14 protein-coding genes and 1 tRNA gene are annotated in these 16,616 nt (G+C 64.5%); 6 read left to right on the plus strand and 9 right to left on the minus strand.

The features are described from left to right. Positions 1 to 31 precede the first annotated feature (31 nt). The 4 genes from NMQ16_RS07175 to NMQ16_RS07190 form a co-directional block, all read right to left on the minus strand. A complete protein-coding gene (locus NMQ16_RS07175; protein WP_257079852.1) occupies positions 32 to 916 on the minus strand; it encodes a PEP-CTERM sorting domain-containing protein in 885 nt (294 codons plus the stop codon). Between the two features lie 121 nt (positions 917 to 1,037). Further along, positions 1,038 to 3,638 (minus strand): TonB-dependent receptor, encoded by a 2,601-nt coding sequence (locus NMQ16_RS07180; RefSeq protein WP_257079853.1) that lies wholly within the window; start codon positions 3,636 to 3,638, stop codon positions 1,038 to 1,040. 339 nt (positions 3,639 to 3,977) lie between these two features. Beyond that, positions 3,978 to 6,305 (minus strand): Tex family protein, encoded by a 2,328-nt coding sequence (locus NMQ16_RS07185; protein WP_257079854.1) that lies wholly within the window; start codon positions 6,303 to 6,305, stop codon positions 3,978 to 3,980. Between the two features lie 114 nt (positions 6,306 to 6,419). Continuing rightward, positions 6,420 to 7,019: a CHRD domain-containing protein gene (locus NMQ16_RS07190; RefSeq protein ID WP_257079855.1), complete on the minus strand. Its 600-nt coding sequence runs from the start codon at positions 7,017 to 7,019 to the stop codon at positions 6,420 to 6,422. A 211-nt stretch (positions 7,020 to 7,230) separates the two neighbouring features. On the opposite strand from NMQ16_RS07190, the gene NMQ16_RS07195 reads away from it, so the two are divergent. Next, positions 7,231 to 9,237, plus strand: a complete 2,007-nt coding sequence (locus NMQ16_RS07195; RefSeq protein WP_257079856.1) for a UvrD-helicase domain-containing protein — start codon at positions 7,231 to 7,233, stop codon at positions 9,235 to 9,237. Between the two features lie 100 nt (positions 9,238 to 9,337). Here NMQ16_RS07195 and NMQ16_RS07200 read toward each other — a convergent pair whose 3' ends face one another. Continuing rightward, positions 9,338 to 10,228 (minus strand): cytochrome c5 family protein, encoded by an 891-nt coding sequence (locus tag NMQ16_RS07200; RefSeq protein WP_257079857.1) that lies wholly within the window; start codon positions 10,226 to 10,228, stop codon positions 9,338 to 9,340. A gap of 189 nt (positions 10,229 to 10,417) precedes the next feature. Here NMQ16_RS07200 and NMQ16_RS07205 point away from each other — a divergent pair. Both NMQ16_RS07205 and NMQ16_RS07210 read left to right on the plus strand, forming a co-directional pair. Further along, positions 10,418 to 10,494: transfer RNA gene (locus tag NMQ16_RS07205), tRNA-Arg, on the plus strand. Beyond that, complete coding sequence (locus NMQ16_RS07210) at positions 10,467 to 11,276, plus strand: hypothetical protein (RefSeq protein WP_257079858.1); 810 nt, start codon at positions 10,467 to 10,469, stop codon at positions 11,274 to 11,276. The genes NMQ16_RS07205 and NMQ16_RS07210 overlap by 28 nt, the downstream gene beginning before the upstream one ends. Here the strand turns inward: NMQ16_RS07210 and NMQ16_RS07215 are convergent. Then, positions 11,260 to 11,451, minus strand: coding sequence for a hypothetical protein (locus tag NMQ16_RS07215; RefSeq protein ID WP_257079859.1), 192 nt, complete (start codon positions 11,449 to 11,451; stop codon positions 11,260 to 11,262). The two genes, NMQ16_RS07210 and NMQ16_RS07215, sit on opposite strands and share 17 nt — an antisense overlap. Before the next feature lies 1 nt (position 11,452). Between NMQ16_RS07215 and NMQ16_RS07220 the strand changes: the two genes are divergently transcribed. Both NMQ16_RS07220 and NMQ16_RS07225 read left to right on the plus strand, forming a co-directional pair. Further along, on the plus strand, positions 11,453 to 11,713 hold the full coding sequence (locus NMQ16_RS07220) for an IS3 family transposase (protein WP_257079860.1): 261 nt from the start codon (positions 11,453 to 11,455) through the stop codon (positions 11,711 to 11,713). A gap of 159 nt (positions 11,714 to 11,872) precedes the next feature. Continuing rightward, positions 11,873 to 13,018 carry a hypothetical protein gene (locus NMQ16_RS07225; protein ID WP_257079861.1) on the plus strand — a complete coding sequence of 382 codons (1,146 nt, stop codon included), beginning with the start codon at positions 11,873 to 11,875 and terminating at the stop codon, positions 13,016 to 13,018. 257 nt (positions 13,019 to 13,275) lie between these two features. Here the strand turns inward: NMQ16_RS07225 and NMQ16_RS07230 are convergent, their stop codons facing one another. From NMQ16_RS07230 to NMQ16_RS07240, 3 genes are all read right to left on the minus strand, one after another. Next, positions 13,276 to 13,740, minus strand: a complete 465-nt coding sequence (locus NMQ16_RS07230; protein ID WP_257079862.1) for a DUF302 domain-containing protein — start codon at positions 13,738 to 13,740, stop codon at positions 13,276 to 13,278. Positions 13,741 to 13,828: 88 nt separating this feature from the next. Next, on the minus strand, positions 13,829 to 14,482 hold the full coding sequence (locus tag NMQ16_RS07235; RefSeq protein WP_257079863.1) for a pyridoxamine 5'-phosphate oxidase family protein: 654 nt from the start codon (positions 14,480 to 14,482) through the stop codon (positions 13,829 to 13,831). A gap of 147 nt (positions 14,483 to 14,629) precedes the next feature. Next, the gene (locus tag NMQ16_RS07240; RefSeq protein WP_257079864.1) at positions 14,630 to 15,253 is read right to left on the minus strand and encodes an outer membrane beta-barrel protein; all 624 of its coding nucleotides are present in this window, start codon (positions 15,251 to 15,253) and stop codon (positions 14,630 to 14,632) included. Positions 15,254 to 15,460: 207 nt separating this feature from the next. On the opposite strand from NMQ16_RS07240, the gene NMQ16_RS07245 reads away from it, so the two are divergent. Further along, the gene (locus NMQ16_RS07245; RefSeq protein ID WP_257079865.1) at positions 15,461 to 16,351 is read left to right on the plus strand and encodes a dienelactone hydrolase family protein; all 891 of its coding nucleotides are present in this window, start codon (positions 15,461 to 15,463) and stop codon (positions 16,349 to 16,351) included. The last annotated feature ends 265 nt before the right edge of the window (positions 16,352 to 16,616 follow it).

A 16,616-nucleotide genomic window follows, 5' to 3' on the forward strand; every position in this document is an offset into this window, starting at 1 on the left:
CTTTGTTGGATGGTGCGTAAAACTTCGGGTGTCACGCGCGCATGCGGCGACGTGCGATCACGCCGATCATGCCCAGGCCGGCGAGCAGCATTGCGTAGGTGGACGGCTCCGGAATCGGTGCTGTATTGGTCGGGACGAATCCGCTGGTGAACGCCTTCACGACCGGTTGGCTTTCTTCGCCTGCCTGGAAGTAGCCGATCGCGTTGTCGGCGACGGTGTAGTAGGTGGCATTCGTCTTCACGAGATACAGGCCGCTGTATGGATTGCCCTCGGACAGGTTGATGTCTGACTGGAAGCTGATCGCGTCCGGGTCGTAGACGTCCATCTGCAAAAGGCCCTTGTCGCTGCGGGCAGCGCTGTACATCCGCAGGTCGTAATCGGACAGATACAGCCAGGCAGCGGCCGCATCGAACACGGTACCGTTCTCTTCAAAGCCGTAACGGAACACGTTGTTCAACTCGGCGTTTTGCTGCTGGCCGGGAAGGCCAAGCAGGACACGTGTACCGAATACCAGCTTGTCGTCCCGCGAATCGCGGTAGACGAAGTCGTAGATGTCGCCGATTGCCTGACCGGCCAAGGTGACATCTTCATTCAGGCGGTAATCGAGCAGCGTAAGCGTGCCGCTTCCGATGATCGGTCGAGCGCCCGCTGTGGAACGGGCGTTGTACGTGATGCTGCTTGCAACCAGAGGGATGTTCCGGGCACCGACATCAATGAATGACGAAGTGATCACGAGCGGTGTGGGCACTGCTTGCGTTGGCTCAGGAATCTCCAGGAAATACCGATCGGTGTTCTGATTGTTGGCGCCGGTCAGCCGTAACGGAAACGATTTGTTGAGCTCGACAAAATCACCCGCTACGGCGCCCAGACTGGCGCCCATCAATACCGTCGCCGCGGCGACATACACAAATTTCATGATGCGATCTCCTTTTTGAAGTGATTCAGGGTGAGGCAATGATTCGGCGGACACATGACGGATTCGGCTGTGCCTCTTGTTGTAATCGATCCTTGTCCGATCGATGAAAACGATCCGGTGCTCATGACCCGAATGCGTAGTTGAGGCCAAACCACACGGCGCGCGGCGCACCGGGGCCGACAAAAAGCGAATGTGTCCAGTCGAAGGAGTTGTAATTGAATCCTGAGGAATCCCGCGCGCCGAAGGATCCGGACGTGAATGGATTGACTGCGAGGTCACCGGCAGTGGTGTATCGGCGGTCGAAAATGTTGTCGACCTTGCAGAACAGAGAGATATTCTTGTCGACGCGGTAATTCGCATTGAAATTGAATACTGCGAAACCGGACGTCTTGCCTTTTCCGACGTAGCGTTTGCCGAGACCGGGGATCTGCGCATTTCCGGTCAGGTCGGTGCCACCCGGTTCCGATTCGTTGTTTTCGTTGCCACGCGCAAATACAAACGACTGCGCAACCATCGAAAATCCAAAGGTGAAATTGCTGGTGACATCCATGTTCCAGCCGAGGCGGAACGAATGCTTCGGAAGCCCCGGAATGACATCGCCCGGATTGATTTCGAAGTCGTTCACACGCCCCTGGGTACGATCCGCCGAGCTGTTCGACTGATTGACGATGGTGGCGCTGGATTCGAAGGTGGCATTCAGGCGGCTGTAGCCGGCACGCAGCGAATGGCGACCGAATTTGCCTTTCAGATTGAGTTCGAAACCGTCGCGTTCGGTTTTGCCAAAGGTGTCGAACACGCCGCGGTTGCGCTGGCCGAGCGACACGAAAAGGATGTCGTCGGTCAGTTCGGTCCGGTAAGCCGTGGCGCTCCACGAAAGCTGGCCGTTCAGGCTGCTACCCCTGAGACCGAGCTCCGTCGTCAGCGACCTGACCTGAGGCAGGAAAGGGTCGGAGGTCAGCGAGGTCGGAATGGTGCAGCCCAGATTCTTGCCGTCGTTCAGCCCGTTCGGATCCTCGAGCGTCTTGTCGCGTGCGCAGCCCAGTTCGATGACGGAAGGTACGCGCGAGCCGCGACTGACGTTGCCATACACGTTGAGGTCCTGCGCCGGCAGCCATGACACGCCGAGCGACGGATTCAGGCTGCGGTAGCCGTAGTCGCCGGTCGAGCACAGAAATCGTGTGCTGACCGATGACAGCGTGCCGCAGGCTTCCGCCCTGTTGTTGAAGAAGTTGGACGTGAACTGATAGAGCGGAATCGGCTTGTCCGACTGCAGTTCATTCTTGACGCGCGAGTAACTGAGCCGTGCGCCGTAGGTGATGAACAGGTTGGGCGCAGCCGTCCAGGTGTCGCTGAAGAACAGCGCAGCCGTCCTGCTTGACCCGGTCAGATTGTTCCGCGTGATGTCCTGACTCAGCGCGAGCAGACCCAGATCCGCCTCGCGTGACGGATCGAGGAACACGGTGCGTTCGGAATCGATGAAGCCGAGCCGCTGGCTCTGCCGGAAGTCGACGTCGCTCCAGTCGAAGGAACTGCCGACGACGATCTGGTGCGCTTCGCTGATCTGCGTGAATTGCAGCGCGACACCTTCCGAGCGCTGATCCGAGCGGCTGAAATTGAACAGCCCGTTCGGCGCCACCCCGGCACACCCCGGATAGGTCGGACCGATATTCTGGTCCAGCGCGCCATTCGGCGAACCGAAACCGTCCGGGCAACTGACGCCCAGCCGGTTCGCGCTGGCGCCCTGGTCGAAGTCGTCCCACACGTCGCCACCCGTGCCCTTCTGCTTCAGGTCACGGCGATACATCTGCAGCGCGACGCTCGATGACTCGCTGATGTCGAAACGGACGCGGCCGGTCAGATGGTTCAGGTCGTTGATGTTTTCGTCCGGTGAGGTGAACACCGAATTCGGACTTTCACGCCACTGTTCTTCCGGGATCAGGCCGTTGCCGACCAGGGTGTTTTCGGCCTTCAGCAGGCTGAGCGTGGCTTCCGTCGACGTGCCGCGGATGTCGACACGGCCGAAGTACTGACGCACGCTGGTCGGCGAGTTGGTCCGCCAGCCATCTTCATCGAACTTGTTGAGCGCGAAGAATCCCGCCAGCGGACCCGAATTGCCACCCGCTGCAAGCTGGTACTGGCGTCGGCCAAACGCACCGCCGAGAGCGGAAAATTCCACTTTCGGACTGGTAAAGCCCGATTTCGTGTTGACCGAGATCGCGCCGCCCAGCGTGTTGTGACCGAACATCGGATTGGACCCGGGCAGCAGGTCCATGCGCAGGATCGCGATGTTGGGGATCAGGTCCCAGTTCACGACATCGCCAAACGCTTCGTTGATGCGCACCCCGTCGAGATAGACCGAAAGACCCTGCGGCGTGCCGATCAGCGGCGAAGCCGCAAAGCCGCGGAAATTCAGGTCCTGCTGGAAGGGGTTTCCGGCGTAGTCATTGACATTGATCGACTGGAACTGCAGGTTCATCGCTTCCGTCAGCGATGCCGCACCGGACTGCTGCAGTTCTTCGCCGGTGAGGCTCTGGACGTTCGAAGTCGTCTGCTGCTCGTCGAACACCACCCCCGGCAGCGGCGTGATCATGCGCGGTGCGCGGATCTCTACCGTCGGCAATTCCTTGACCGGTTCTTCCTGTGCGCAGACGACGGCGCTCGCGCTCAGCAGGGCGAGCGCGGCCGGGGTCAGGCGAAATGTCGGGGGACGCGAGGGTTTCATCGGGATGCGTGTAGGACGGCTCCCTACACGCTCGATAGCTGTTTATTTCCCTCGCTTTTACCGACTGACTGCGCGTGGAGGCAGGGAGAAACTCCCGACGGAAGAATGTCGGGAAAATCTCCCGGAAGATTAGCGCCCTAATTGAATGGGCGTGACAATAAGTGGCGCCGTCTAATGCGTTGATGGGCCGAGAACCCACGCACGACTTGACATTCCTCAACAATTGAAAGGGTCGCGTCGCGTCGTGCGCCAGGGGCTTTGCTGCTTCAATGCATGAGGTTCCGGAATCGACGTCGCCTCAGGATTGTCGCGTCGCGCAGTACGCCCGGGCGGCCCGGGTCAGCGCTTCGTCGCCTTCGCGAACGCGGCCGCGAGTGCGTTGTTGGCCGCCGGCGTCTCCTGCTTGGGTGCGCTGCGTCGCGCGTCACCCTGCCGGACGGGCGGGCGGGCGTCTTTCCCGGCCGGTTTGCGTGCCACCTCGTCACCCAGTCGCATGGTCAACGCAATGCGCTTGCGGGCGAGGTCGACCTCGACCACCTTCACCTTGACGATGTCGCCGGCCTTCACCACCTCGGCCGGGTCCTTCACGTAGCGGTTGGCGATGGCCGACACATGCACCAGGCCGTCCTGATGCACGCCGATATCGACGAAGGCACCGAAATTGGTCACGTTGGTCACCACGCCTTCGAGCAGCATGCCGGGTTCGAGGTCCTTCAGCTGTTCGATGCCGTCGCGGAAGGTCGCCGCCCGGAATTCCGGGCGCGGGTCGCGGCCCGGCTTTTCCAGCTCGCGCAGGATGTCCTGCACGGTCGGCAGGCCGAAGCGCTCGTCGGCGTACTTCTGCGCCGAGAGCGCCTTGACGGTTGCCGCGTCGCCGATCAGCTCGCGCGCCTTCTTCTTCACGTCGGCCAGGATGCGCTCGACCACCGGATAGGCTTCCGGGTGCACCGCCGAGGCGTCGAGCGGGTTGTCGCCATTCATGATGCGCAGGAAGCCGGCGCACTGCTCAAAGGTCTTGTCGCCGAGCCGCGGCACCGACAGCAGCGCCTTGCGCGACGGGAACGCACCGTTGGCGTCGCGATGCGCCACGATGTTCTGCGCCAATGTGGCGTTCAGTCCCGAAATGCGTGCCAGCAGCGGCACGGATGCGGTATTCACGTCGACGCCGACGGCATTCACGCAGTCTTCGACCACGGCGTCGAGCGAGCGGGCGAGCCGGGTCTGGCTGACGTCGTGCTGGTACTGGCCGACGCCGATCGCCTTCGGGTCGATCTTCACCAGTTCGGCCAGCGGATCCTGCAGCCGGCGGGCGATCGACACCGCGCCGCGCAGGCTCACGTCCAGCCCCGGAAATTCCTTTGCCGCCAGTTCGGACGCCGAATACACCGACGCGCCCGCTTCCGACACGACGATCTTCGTCATGGCGAGTTCGGGCTTCAACTTCATCAGGTCGGCCGCCAACTTGTCCGTTTCCCGGCTCGCCGTGCCGTTGCCGATGGCGATCAGCTGCACGCCGTGCTTCGCGGCGAGCCCGGACAGCACGTGCAGTGCGCCGTCCCAGTCGCGGCGCGGCTCATGCGGGTAGATGGTTGCGGTATCGACCAGCTTGCCGGTGGCGTCGACCACCGCCACCTTCACGCCGGTACGGATGCCGGGGTCCAGCCCCATCGTTACGCGCGGGCCGGCCGGCGCGGCGAGCAGCAGGTCCTTCAGGTTCTTCGCGAACACGCGGATCGCCTCCAGTTCGGCGCGGCTGCGCAGCTCGTTCATCAGATCGAGCTCGACATGCACCGACAGTTTCACGTTCCAGGTCCAGCGCGCCGTTTCGACCAGCCAGCGGTCGGCCGCCCGGCCGTTGTCGCGGATGCCGGCATGCACCATCACGCGCCGTTCGCATGGGTTGGGCTCGGCGCTGCGCGCACCGTCTTCCGGATCGGTGTCGAGCGCCAGCTTCACCCGCAGCACGTCTTCGTTGCGGCCGCGGAACAGCGCCAGCGCGCGGTGCGACGGAATGTCGGCCAGCCTTTCGCGGTAGGCGAAGTAGTCGCGGAACTTGGCCGCTTCGGCGTCGGTGTCCTTGCCGTCGGCCACCGTCGCCACCACGATGCCGTGTTCGGCCACGTGCGCACGCAGCGCGCCGACCAGTTCGGCGCTTTCGGCGAAGCGTTCCATCAGGATCTGACGCGCGCCGTCGAGCACCGCCTTCGCGTCGGCGAAGCCCGCTTCGACGTTCAGGTAGGCCACCGCTTCGGCCTCCGGCGTAAGCCCCGGGTCGGCCAGCAGCGCGTCGGCCAGCGGTTCGATGCCCGCCTCGCGCGCGATCTGCGCCTTGGTGCGGCGCTTCTGCTTGTACGGCAGGTAGAGGTCTTCCAGCCGCTGCTTGGTGTCGGCGTTCTCGACTTCGCCGCGCAGCGCCGGCGTGAGCTTGCCCTGTTCGTCGATGCTGGCGATCACCGCGGCGCGCCGCTCTTCCAGTTCGCGCATGTACGAGAGGCGTTCTTCGAGCAGGCGCAGCTGGGTGTCGTCCAGCCCGCCGGTCACTTCCTTGCGGTAGCGCGAAATGAAGGGCACCGAGGCGCCTTCGTCGAGCAGGGCGACGGCGGCATTGACCTGTTGCGGGCGTGCGCCCAGTTCGGCGGCGAGCCGCTGTTCGATCGAGGGGAGCATGTGCGACGGGCAGGGCAGCGTGGAAGGCGCGAACCCTACCCAAGCGCGCTCTGCGCCGCAAGCGGAGAACCTGCCGCCGCAACGGGGCGACCCGAGGTCACCCCGTCCGTCGCATCAGATTGCTGCGCGGCGAGCGCCTCGTGCCGCCCAGCCGATCAGGCCCAGCCCGCCCAGCAGCATGGCCCAGGTTTCGGGCTCGGGCACCGGCGCGAGGAAGCCGCGGATTTCGCCGCCCGGGAATTCCGAGCTGTGCAGGTTCAAGTAGGCCTTGCCGTCGTTGAGGCCGGCCAGCAGCACGGTGTAGGCGCTGTCTGGTGTCCCGCCGTTGGCGGTGATGAAAGCGGGGTTGTAGCTCGTTGCCAGCTTCATGTCGAAGGTTTCCATGTAGCTGCCGGAGGTCACGCCAGCCGGAAACCCCGGAAACGTGGGCGTCGGGGTCGCAACGCCTGCAGTGCCTTCACTGGCGAGGGCGGTACAGCAATGGATGTGCGCCACGGTCAGCGTGCCGAGCAATCCGCTGAAGCGGGTGTCGATGGTCATCATCCGCAGATCGAGATCCAGCGTCAGCAAAACGCTGCCGGTCCCCGGCGACTCATTGGGCGGCGCCTCTGCCGGGCCGCTGAGCGTAGCGAAGTATTCGACTTCCTGGGCGAGGGCGGGCGATGCAAGGGTGGTGGCGGCAAGCAGTGCGGCAACAAGGCGAATCCTGTTCATGGGTCTGACCTCCGGAAGGGGTGAAACGACAGAAGACGGTATGACCGGACCCAGGGTGCCGACAGGCCTCCATGGATCCGGCCCTTACGGGATAGTGCAAGAATGTTACGGGCGATAGCGGGATATGGATGCAGTCGTGCACCCGGGAGGCGGGATAACCGGGTTAACATCGAGGCGCCCCGTATCCAGCGTCATCCGACGCGACCTCCCCATGCTGTCCGACCTGAACGCACCGCAACGCGAGGCGGTGAAATACCTCGACGGTCCGTTACTGGTGCTGGCCGGCGCCGGCTCCGGCAAGACGCGCGTCATCACGCGCAAGATCGGCTATCTGGTGAACGAGTGCGGCATCGAGCCGCGCCATATCGCGGCCATCACCTTCACCAACAAGGCGGCGAAGGAAATGCAGGAGCGCGCGTCGCATCTGCTCGACGGCCGCGCCGGCCGGCAGCTCAACATATCGACCTTCCATGCGCTGGGCGTCAAGCTGCTGCGCATCGAAGCGAAGGCGGCCGGACTGAAGCCGACGTTTTCCATCCTGGACGCGTCCGACGCCTTGTCCGTGGTGCAGGACATATCGAAGGAATCCGACAAGACACGCCTGCGTGCGCTGGTGTCGCGCATGTCCGGCTGGAAGAACGCGCTGCTGACCCCCGCGGCTGTTGCGCCGCTCGTCACCAACGAAGCGGAAGCGATCACGCTGCGCGTCTATGAAGAGTACGAGCGCACGCTGCGCGCGTATCAGGCGGTTGATTTCGACGACCTGATCGGTCTGCCGGCGCGCCTGCTCGAATCCGACCCCGACCTGCTGGCGCGCTGGCAGTCGCGGCTGCGCTACCTGCTGATCGACGAATACCAGGACACCAACCGCTGCCAGTACCAGATCGTGAAGTTGCTGGCCGGCAGCCGCGGTGCGTTCACCGCGGTCGGCGACGACGACCAGGCCATCTACGCCTGGCGCGGCGCCGACGTGGAGAACCTGCGCACGCTGCAGACCGATTACCCGAAGCTCAAGGTGATCAAGCTGGAACAGAACTACCGTTCGATGCAGCGCATCCTCGCCGCCGCCAACACGCTCATTTCCAGCAACCAGAAGCTGTTCGAGAAGAAGCTGTGGTCCGACATGGGCCGCGGCGACCCGATCACGCTGATGGTGGCGCGCGACGCCGAGCACGAAGCCGAATGCATCGCCATGCGCATCGCCGCGCACAAGTTCGAACACCGCGGCAAGTTCGGCGACTACGCGGTGCTGTATCGCGGCAACCATCAGGCGCGCGTCATCGAAACCGCGCTGCGCGAACAGAAGATTCCGTATCTGGTCAGTGGCGGCCAGTCCTTCTTCGATCGCGCCGAAATCAAGGACGTGATGGCCTATCTGCGGCTGGTCGCCAACAGCGACGACGACCCGGCCTTCATCCGCGCGGTCACCACGCCGCGCCGCGGCATCGGCGGCACCAGTCTCGAAGCGCTTGGCACCTACGCCGGCGAACGCCACATCAGCCTTTTTGCCGCGCTGTCAGAAACCGGCGCCGAACATGCGCTGCCGGCGCGCGCACTCACTCCGCTGCGCGAATTCGGCGACTTCATCAACCGGCTCGAATGGCGCGCGCGCACCGAAGCACCGCGCCTGTTGCTCGAAGACCTGCTGCGCGGCATCGGCTACGAAACCTGGCTGTTCGAGCAATTCGAACCGAAGGAGGCGGAAACGCGCTGGAACAACGTGCGTGACTTCGTCGACTGGATGGGGCGCAAGGGCGAGGAAGACGGCAAGACGCTGCTCGAACTGACGCAGACCGTCGCGCTGATCACGATGCTCGACAAGCGCGACGACGACGAGGCGCGCGATGCGGTGCAGTTGTCCACGCTGCATGCGTCGAAGGGGCTGGAGTACCCGCACGTGTTCCTGGTCGGGCTGGAGGAGGGCATCCTGCCACACCGCGAATCGATCGAAGAAGGGCGCATCGAGGAAGAGCGCCGGCTGATGTATGTCGGCATCACGCGGGCGCGGCGCACGCTGACGCTGAGCTATTGCGAGCGGCGGCGCAGCGGGCGCGAATCGCGCGACTGCGAACCGTCGCGTTTCATCGCCGAAATGGGCGAGGACGTGCAGCGACCGAACTCCGACGCCGCGCCCAAAGCCGAACAGCGCGCCGCCAACGTGGCCCGGCTGGAATCGCTGAAGGCTTTGCTGGGCGGCACCCCGACGCCCAAAGCATAGGTGGGTGCGAGTGCGCGGCGCGCCGGCACCCTGCGGACGTAAAAAAGCCCGCCGGGTCGCGGCGGGCCTCTTTCCGGAAGCGGAGCCGCTTCGGGACGGCTTACTTGGCAGCCGCCACCATCATCTCAACGGCGGCCTTGATCTCGGCATCCTTCAGCGCCGGGTTGCCACCCTTGGCCGGCATCGCGCCCTTGCCCTTGATCGCGTTGGCCACCATCGAATCGAGGCCGGTTGCAATACGCGGCGCCCACTGACCCTTGTCGCCGAACTTCGGCGCACCGGCCACGCCCATCGCGTGGCAGGCTGCGCAGGCCTTGTTGTATACCGCCTGGCCGTCGATGCCGGCGGCCGCTGCAGGTGCCGCGGCGGGCGCAGCAGCAACCGGTGCGTCGTCGTAGGCGGGAGCCGCGATCGCCGGCACTTCCATCGGCGCCGGCGCAGGCGCGGCGACAGCCGGTTCAGGCGCCGGTGCGGCGGCAGCGGCCGGCGCGGCATCTTCCATCGAAGGTTCGGCAAACTTGCCACCGGCCTCGTTTGCCATGTAGACAACCGCGCGGGTGATTTCGGCTTCGGTCAATGCGGCGTTGCCGCCCTTGGCCGGCATGGCACCCTTGCCATTCACCGCCGAATGCACCAGGGCTTCCAGACCGGTCGCGATGCGGCTGGCCCAGCCCGCGTTGTCGCCCAGCTTCGGAGCGCCTGCGGCACCGGCGTCGTGACAGGCCGCACAGGCCGCCTTGTATACCTGCACACCGGTCTTCGGACCTGCCGCGGCGGAATCGGCCTCACCGAGTTCTACCCTCGCCACCGGCTGGATGCCTGCGGCGATGATTTCGGGGTTCGCCGTGTCAAGACCCTTGTAGCCCGACAGCACGAATTGGGCGACCAGCACTGCAATGCCCACAAACACCACAAACGACAGTACAACGACCGCCGCCAGCTGCTGCGGCGTCTTGATGAAAGACTCGTGTTCTTCGTGCGCGTCCGACATGGTGTGCGTTCCTTTGAAAACCTTGTGACAGGTGAAAACAAAACGCGCCATTATAGCGGCAGCGAGCCGCTTTCGCCTCACCTGCAACAGCATGCCATGGACGCGTCCGGGCAAAGCCGTTATCCTTTGCGCGGTTCTGATCGGGTTTCCTGGTCAGTTCCAGGGGCTCCCCCGCCTCCGTATGCCCAAGCGCCTGTAGCTCAGCTGGATAGAGTACTGCCCTCCGAAGGCAGGGGTCGTGCGTTCGAATCGCGCCAGGCGCGCCAAACACCAAACGGGTCGGCCTTCTCAGTCCGGCCCGTTTTCGTTTTCTGCTTCGCCCGTCCCACTGCGCGCCTGCTCGAGGGTGGGCTTCCGGTATCGCCACCCGGCGATCGATAATCCGCAGTCTGCCGGTTCATCGTCCAAGTCCGTGAAGTCACTTCTTTTTTTCGCTCTTGCCTGGGTCATCTGCACCGGCGCGCTGGCCGAAGCCCATCTGGGCATCCGGCCGCTCGATTCATTGGGCGAGGTACGGGCGCGCTTCCCGGATACGCAGTTCGTGCGCATGGCGCCTGACTGGGCAGATGAGTCGCAGGTACTGTTTTCGCTCACCGGCGGCGCGCTTCAGGGCCAGCTCCTCGTGCTGTTCATCGACGGGCGCCCGGAATACCGGCGTGAGATCGCTGATGGGTTTGCCGACGATCTCGATGCGCTGAAGTTGCTCGCGGCCGAGAGCGACGACCAGGCGCTGCGCGTCAGATGGGTGAGATGGGTGCCGGCCGCGCCGCTCCGGGTGCAGGACGTGGTCGCGAAATACGGCCGGTGGGACGCGAGCGGGTTGTCCGACGACGGTTTCAGACTCTACCGGAGCTGGGATGCCCGGGGCATCACGGTGCTGCTGTCGGAAGACGAACAGTCGGTGCTGATGCTGGACTTCGTGTTTTCCGAAGACGAGCAGCGCGACGCCTTCATCCGGCGTTACGGTCAGTTGCCGGTGTGGCTCAGGCCCGAGGGCGGGGCCACGGACGCGCCGGATGCGACGCCCCGGATCACGCCCGCACGGTGACGCCGCCCCGTGCGGCCGGGAGGCCTTTCAACCGTCGCGGCGCGCAATCGCGCGCCGACTGTTGCACAGTGATGTTCTGCCGGATGTTCTCCGTAAGTTCATGGGCCATCCTTCCCAGAATTGCGTCCGACAGATTGCGCACCGCGAACTCGTATTTCTGGACGCTGGCGAACACGATGCCGCCCTATCGAGCAATGCTCGCGCAGCGCGGAGTCACGCAAGGCATGAGCCGTGACGGCAACTGCTTTGACAACGTGGCAATCGAGGGCTTCTTCCGCACCCTGAAGGCCGAGTGTTTCCATCTTGCAGTACCCGACAGCCTTGAAGCGCTCGACGCGGGCGTACATGATTGCGTCCGCAAGCAAAACCATGGGTGCATCACGCTCAGACTGAATGGCTTCAGCACGTTGGGATACCGACTGAGAAACATCACCTGATTGGCGGGATGGCAACCGTCCAGCTTCCGGGGACCAATTCATACCCGGGGCGATTTACCTCGTTCTCTTTCGTTTTGTCGCGGCGCGATCCACCGCTTGGATCGCGTCGTTTTTCCAGACACCCTGACGCCTCGCGACAGAGGCAGGACTAAGGCCTTCATGAAATCAACGCTGTTCGCATCAGTCCTTTCACTGGCGCTCGCCACGCCGGTCAGTGTCGGCGCTGCCGACCCCGCACCGGGCGAATTTTCCTTCAGCGGCGATGCGCGGCTGGGCTACTTCGGTCGCGAGCGAGAAGATCGCAACGGCAGCCGCAGCGACGAAAGTGACTGGCGTATCCGGGTCCGCCCGGGTGTTCTCTGGCAGGTCACCCCGGAACTGAGTGCCAAGGCCCGTTTCGCGGGGCGGTACTCGACCGACGACAGCAACGACAACCATTACGAATTCTTCACCGCCATCCCGCAGAGCGACGGCCTGGGCTTCGGCGACTCGACCATCGACGAGCTCTACCTGCGTTACAAGCCCGGCAGCTGGGACGTGAAGGTCGGTCGCATGCAGACCAGCTTCGAACTGGAGGGCATTGCAAAGAAATCGCTGAGCCGCAACGATTCGCCCAACACCGACATCACCTGGACAGACGGCATTCACGCCCGCTACGTCGACGCCGCGGGCTGGAACTACCACGCCATCATCCAGCGCAGCGAGGACGACGGCCCCACCACCGTGCGGCGCAGTCCGCTGGCATTCACGGAGGCGGCCAGTCACGCCACTTACTACTTCGGCATGGAAAGGAAGGACCCGAAAGGTCGCTTCCTGCAGCTCGGATGGGATATCACCTACATACCCAGCGCGCTGCGCACGGACGGGACCGCTGCCGGCCGCATCGACGATTATCTGGGCATCGCCGGACGCATGGCGCTGCAGTGGCCGCTCGCCGGTGCGATGCGCTTCGTGTGGGCCGGTGAAGCCGGCTACGCACCCAACAGACCGACCGACGGGGCGCTGCGCCTGTCCGGCTCCGGTCGTGCGAGCGGGCTGGCGTTCCAGACTTCGGCCAATCTCGTGGATTTCGCAGCCGGCCACGGTGTCGGGCTCGTCTATGGTCAGGCGGGCGGAGGCTGGCTGCTGTCACCCGACTTCGGCAACAACCAGGAACTGCTGGAGCTGCGCTACCAGTGGAAACTGTCCGCCACGCAGTCGATCGAGGCACGGGTGCGCCAGCGACGCGATCTGGAGCAGCGAACCGATGCCGCGCAGAAGCGTGTTGACGACGATGTCTATGTGCGGTTTACGCAGCGCTTCTGAGCGGGTTACCGGGCGCCACACCGAAGAGCAACCGGCTGGCTGACCGGCGCCCACGTGCTTTACGGCACGGAGAGCCCGGTTCAGGCTTCGTGCCCTGCGGCAGTTTCCGGCCCTCCACGCTTGCCGCAGCATGTTGCCGGATGCGCTCGACGAAACATCGTCCGGAAGGCGTGCCGAAGCGCCTTGATCCATGCCCGGGGAATGTGTCCGATGCGGGTTGATGCGTCAGGTTGAAGTCTGATTACGCGGGTCCGGAGCTACTCGGCCACGACAGCATCGACCAATCCGGACAGTGCCTTGCGCAGTCCCTCCACCGCAGGGCAGTTCTCGACGCCGTGCCGCCGCGCGAGGTAGCCCGGATCGTTGTAGCCGATCCATGTCTGCGCGGCTGCATCTTCCCAGACCAGCGCTTTCAGCGGCAGATCGATGCCGACCTCCTGCGCGCACTGCATGAAGGGGGTACCGCCCTGCGGGTTGCCGAATATCAGCAACTGCGTCGGCCTGAGATGCGCACCGATGCGCGTTGCGCCGGCCGCATGGTCGATCCGTGCGAACACATTCAGACCGCGCTGTTTGACCAGACCTTCCAGCCGGTCCATGGACTCGATGACGCCGCGCGGACTTTTCACGGCGATCAGGCCATCCGCCGCGGTGGCGGCTGATGGTGCAAAGGCAAGCGCGGCAGCGCAGAGCGCTGCGGCAATCGTACGAAGGTTGATCATCGGAGTTCTCGCTGACTGGGATGTGGGGCGAACGGTCGCCACCAGCCGAAAGGTACGACGGCGGTGCGGACACGTTCAGCCGCGTGGTTCAGCCGTCGCCGCGCGCCACCTTGGCTTCGTAGTCCTCCAGCGTGATGACGCCCTCCTTCTGGGCGCGCGCGACTTCGTGCCCGGGCAGCACGTCCTGCACCATGTCGAGCCGCTTCCACAGCGCGAGCGGCGTCTCGCAGGCGGCCTTCGGCACGTACTTCGACTGGCCCACCTTCTTGTAGCGGTGGATGTAGCGCGGGCAGTTCACCCACACCTTCGTGACGGTGACCCGCACCAGATACTTCGCTTCGGTGTATCCGGCCATCAGCGGATGGTCGCGCAGGAATTCGGCGGTGCCCTGCACGCGCACGCGGTGCGGCGTTTCGAAGTCGATGAACAGCAGGCCGACGCGCGCCTGGCCGACGATGTTGCCCATCGAGTAGAACATGCCGTTGCCGTCGTAACCGGGGAACACCAGCGTCTGTGCGTCGATCACCTTCACGACGCCGGTCGGTCCGCCCTTGTACGACACGGTCGGATTGCCTTCGGGATCGACGGTCGACAGGAAGAACATGTCGCGTCCCTCGATGAAGGTCTTCTCCTCGTCGGTGATCGTTTCGTGGATCCAGTTCTGGTCCAGCATGTCGGCCAGTTTCGTGGTGCCGAATTCCTGCTGCAGCGCGCGGTGTTCGTCAGCGTAGATTGAAGCCATGTCTCCTCCTGTCGGTCTGTGTTCCGGCGTACGGCGTCAGCCGTCGCGCGCATCCGGGACCCGGGCGCCGGATCAGGATACCGCAGCGGAACACCCGGCCACGCGGGCCGGGTCTGGAGGGCGAATGGAGAACGGAAGACGGGCGGATCAGAAGCGGAAGATCGCGCCGAGCGACCAGGTGTCGATGTCGCCGCTGCCGGTGTTGCTGCCGCCCATGCTTTCGTAGCGGGTGAATTCGCCCCGCAGCCCGATGGACGGCGTCAGCGCATAGCCGACGCCCGCGCCGTACAGGCCGCTCCAGTCGCGGTCCCGCGCCGTGCCGGCGGCTGCACCGCCGGGGCCGGTCACGTCGACATCGACTTCGACCTTGGAGTGGATGCCGCCGAGCCGGCCGAATAGCGAAAACTTCTCGCCCACCGGCAGGATGCCCAGCACCGATGCGGTCCATCCATGGGCATCGATCTGCGCACGCGCCGTGCCACCGGTGAAGCTGGCCCGGTAGCGCGCGCTGCCGAAATCGGCGTACCCGAGTTCGAACGCCAGATAGGGGTTGAGCTGATAGCCGAGCGAAAAGCCGTAATGCGTGTCGTGCTCGTCCACGCTGGAAAGCAGGCCGGTGGCACCGGCCGACACCAGGGCAGCGTCGGTCTCGCTGCGACCCATGTCGACGCTGGAGCGGCCGATCGAAGCGCCGACATAGAAATCGCCGGCCAGCGCGGACGACGCGGCGAGTGAAAGCAGGGCACTGCACAGCAGCGAAGGTCTGGTCATCTTCGGATACTCCTTTGGAATGGAGCGGCGGAGTATATACATATGACGAATAAAAAATGCCTATAGAATACAACCTTGTATCGTTGGTGCAACATCGGGGAATTCCCGCGGTACATCGATGTCGATCAGCGCGATATCCGCTTGCACCCGCAGGCGGCCCGGCGCATCGTGCCCCGGCACACCGCATGCCTATGCAGGAGATTCACGATGAAACGCAGGACAGCCAGGGATTTCGCGCCCGAGGTGATGGCGCTGTTCGACCGCTACGTGCATGGCGCCATCGACCGGCGCGGTTTTCTCGATGCAGCAGCCCGTTTCGCCGTCGGCGGCGTGACCGCGTCGATGCTGCTGGAGGCGCTGAGCCCGAATTTCGCGCAGGCGCAGCAGGTGAAGCCGGACGATCCGGCGCTGAAGACCGACCATGTCGAATACGCCACGCGCGGCGGCTACGGCAAGGTGCGCGGTTACCTGGCACGACCGGCACAGGCGACCGGCCCGCTGCCGGCTGTCCTCGTGGTGCACGAGAACCGCGGCCTCAATCCGCACATCGAGGACGTTACACGCCGGCTCGCGCTCGAGGGCTATCTCGCGCTGGCGCCTGACGCGCTGCATCCGCTCGGCGGCTATCCGGGCAATGAGGACATGGCGCGCGAGCTGTTCCAGCAACTGGACCAGAAGAAGACACGCGAAGACTTCCTGTCACTGGCGCTCGCTTTCCGTGCGCACGACCTCGGCAACGGCAAACTGGGCGTGGTCGGCTTCTGCTACGGCGGCGCCATCGCCAACTTCCTCGCGACGAAGCTCCCCGACCTGAATGCCGCGGTGCCGTTCTATGGCACACAGCCCCCGCTGGAAGATGTGCCGGCGATCCGGTCGCCGCTGCTGATCCACTACGCCGACCAGGACGAAAAGGTGAATGCCGGCGCCACCCGCTACGACGCTGCGCTGGTCAACGCCGGCAAGACCTATCAGACCTATGTCTATCCGGGCACGCTGCATGGCTTCCACAACGACACCACACCGCGCTACGACGAACGCGCGGCGAAACTGGCCTGGCAGCGCACGCTGGATTTCTTCGCGCAGCAGCTGCGCGCCTGAAAAGGGCTGGGTGTAGAGACTGCGGGCGGCTGCGGGAGCGGAGGCCCGCAGCAGCCGCGACCTCTGTGGGAGCGGCGGCCTCGCCGCGATCAGTGCCGCGATGGTGTCATTGCAGAGCGCGGATCGCGGCGAGGCCGCCGCTCCCACAGAGGGGCTCCCACAGAGGGGCTCCCACAGAGGGGCTCCCACAGAGGGGCTCCCACAGAGGGGCTCCCACAGAGGAGGAATGCTCACCGCCACTGCGGTCACGGCAGCAGCTTCCATA

The sequence above is a fragment of the Methyloversatilis sp. XJ19-49 genome (assembly GCF_024580145.1).
In the GTDB taxonomy this organism is placed as follows: Bacteria; Pseudomonadota; Gammaproteobacteria; order Burkholderiales; family Rhodocyclaceae; genus Methyloversatilis.

Excerpts from the sequence above, each read along its gene's own strand:
- NMQ16_RS07245 (WP_257079865.1), top strand. The coding sequence starts at position 15,461 with ATGAAACGCAGGACAGCCAGGGATTTCGCGCCCGAGGTGATGGCGCTG.
- NMQ16_RS07220 (WP_257079860.1), top strand. The coding sequence starts at position 11,453 with ATGCCGCCCTATCGAGCAATGCTCGCGCAGCGCGGAGTCACGCAAGGC.
- NMQ16_RS07200 (WP_257079857.1), bottom strand. The coding sequence starts at position 10,228 with ATGTCGGACGCGCACGAAGAACACGAGTCTTTCATCAAGACGCCGCAG.
- NMQ16_RS07190 (WP_257079855.1), bottom strand. The coding sequence starts at position 7,019 with ATGAACAGGATTCGCCTTGTTGCCGCACTGCTTGCCGCCACCACCCTT.
- NMQ16_RS07195 (WP_257079856.1), top strand. The coding sequence starts at position 7,231 with ATGCTGTCCGACCTGAACGCACCGCAACGCGAGGCGGTGAAATACCTC.
- NMQ16_RS07240 (WP_257079864.1), bottom strand. The coding sequence starts at position 15,253 with ATGACCAGACCTTCGCTGCTGTGCAGTGCCCTGCTTTCACTCGCCGCG.
- NMQ16_RS07175 (WP_257079852.1), bottom strand. The coding sequence starts at position 916 with ATGAAATTTGTGTATGTCGCCGCGGCGACGGTATTGATGGGCGCCAGT.
- NMQ16_RS07235 (WP_257079863.1), bottom strand. The coding sequence starts at position 14,482 with ATGGCTTCAATCTACGCTGACGAACACCGCGCGCTGCAGCAGGAATTC.
- NMQ16_RS07180 (WP_257079853.1), bottom strand. The coding sequence starts at position 3,638 with ATGAAACCCTCGCGTCCCCCGACATTTCGCCTGACCCCGGCCGCGCTC.
- NMQ16_RS07185 (WP_257079854.1), bottom strand. The coding sequence starts at position 6,305 with ATGCTCCCCTCGATCGAACAGCGGCTCGCCGCCGAACTGGGCGCACGC.
- NMQ16_RS07230 (WP_257079862.1), bottom strand. The coding sequence starts at position 13,740 with ATGATCAACCTTCGTACGATTGCCGCAGCGCTCTGCGCTGCCGCGCTT.
- NMQ16_RS07225 (WP_257079861.1), top strand. The coding sequence starts at position 11,873 with ATGAAATCAACGCTGTTCGCATCAGTCCTTTCACTGGCGCTCGCCACG.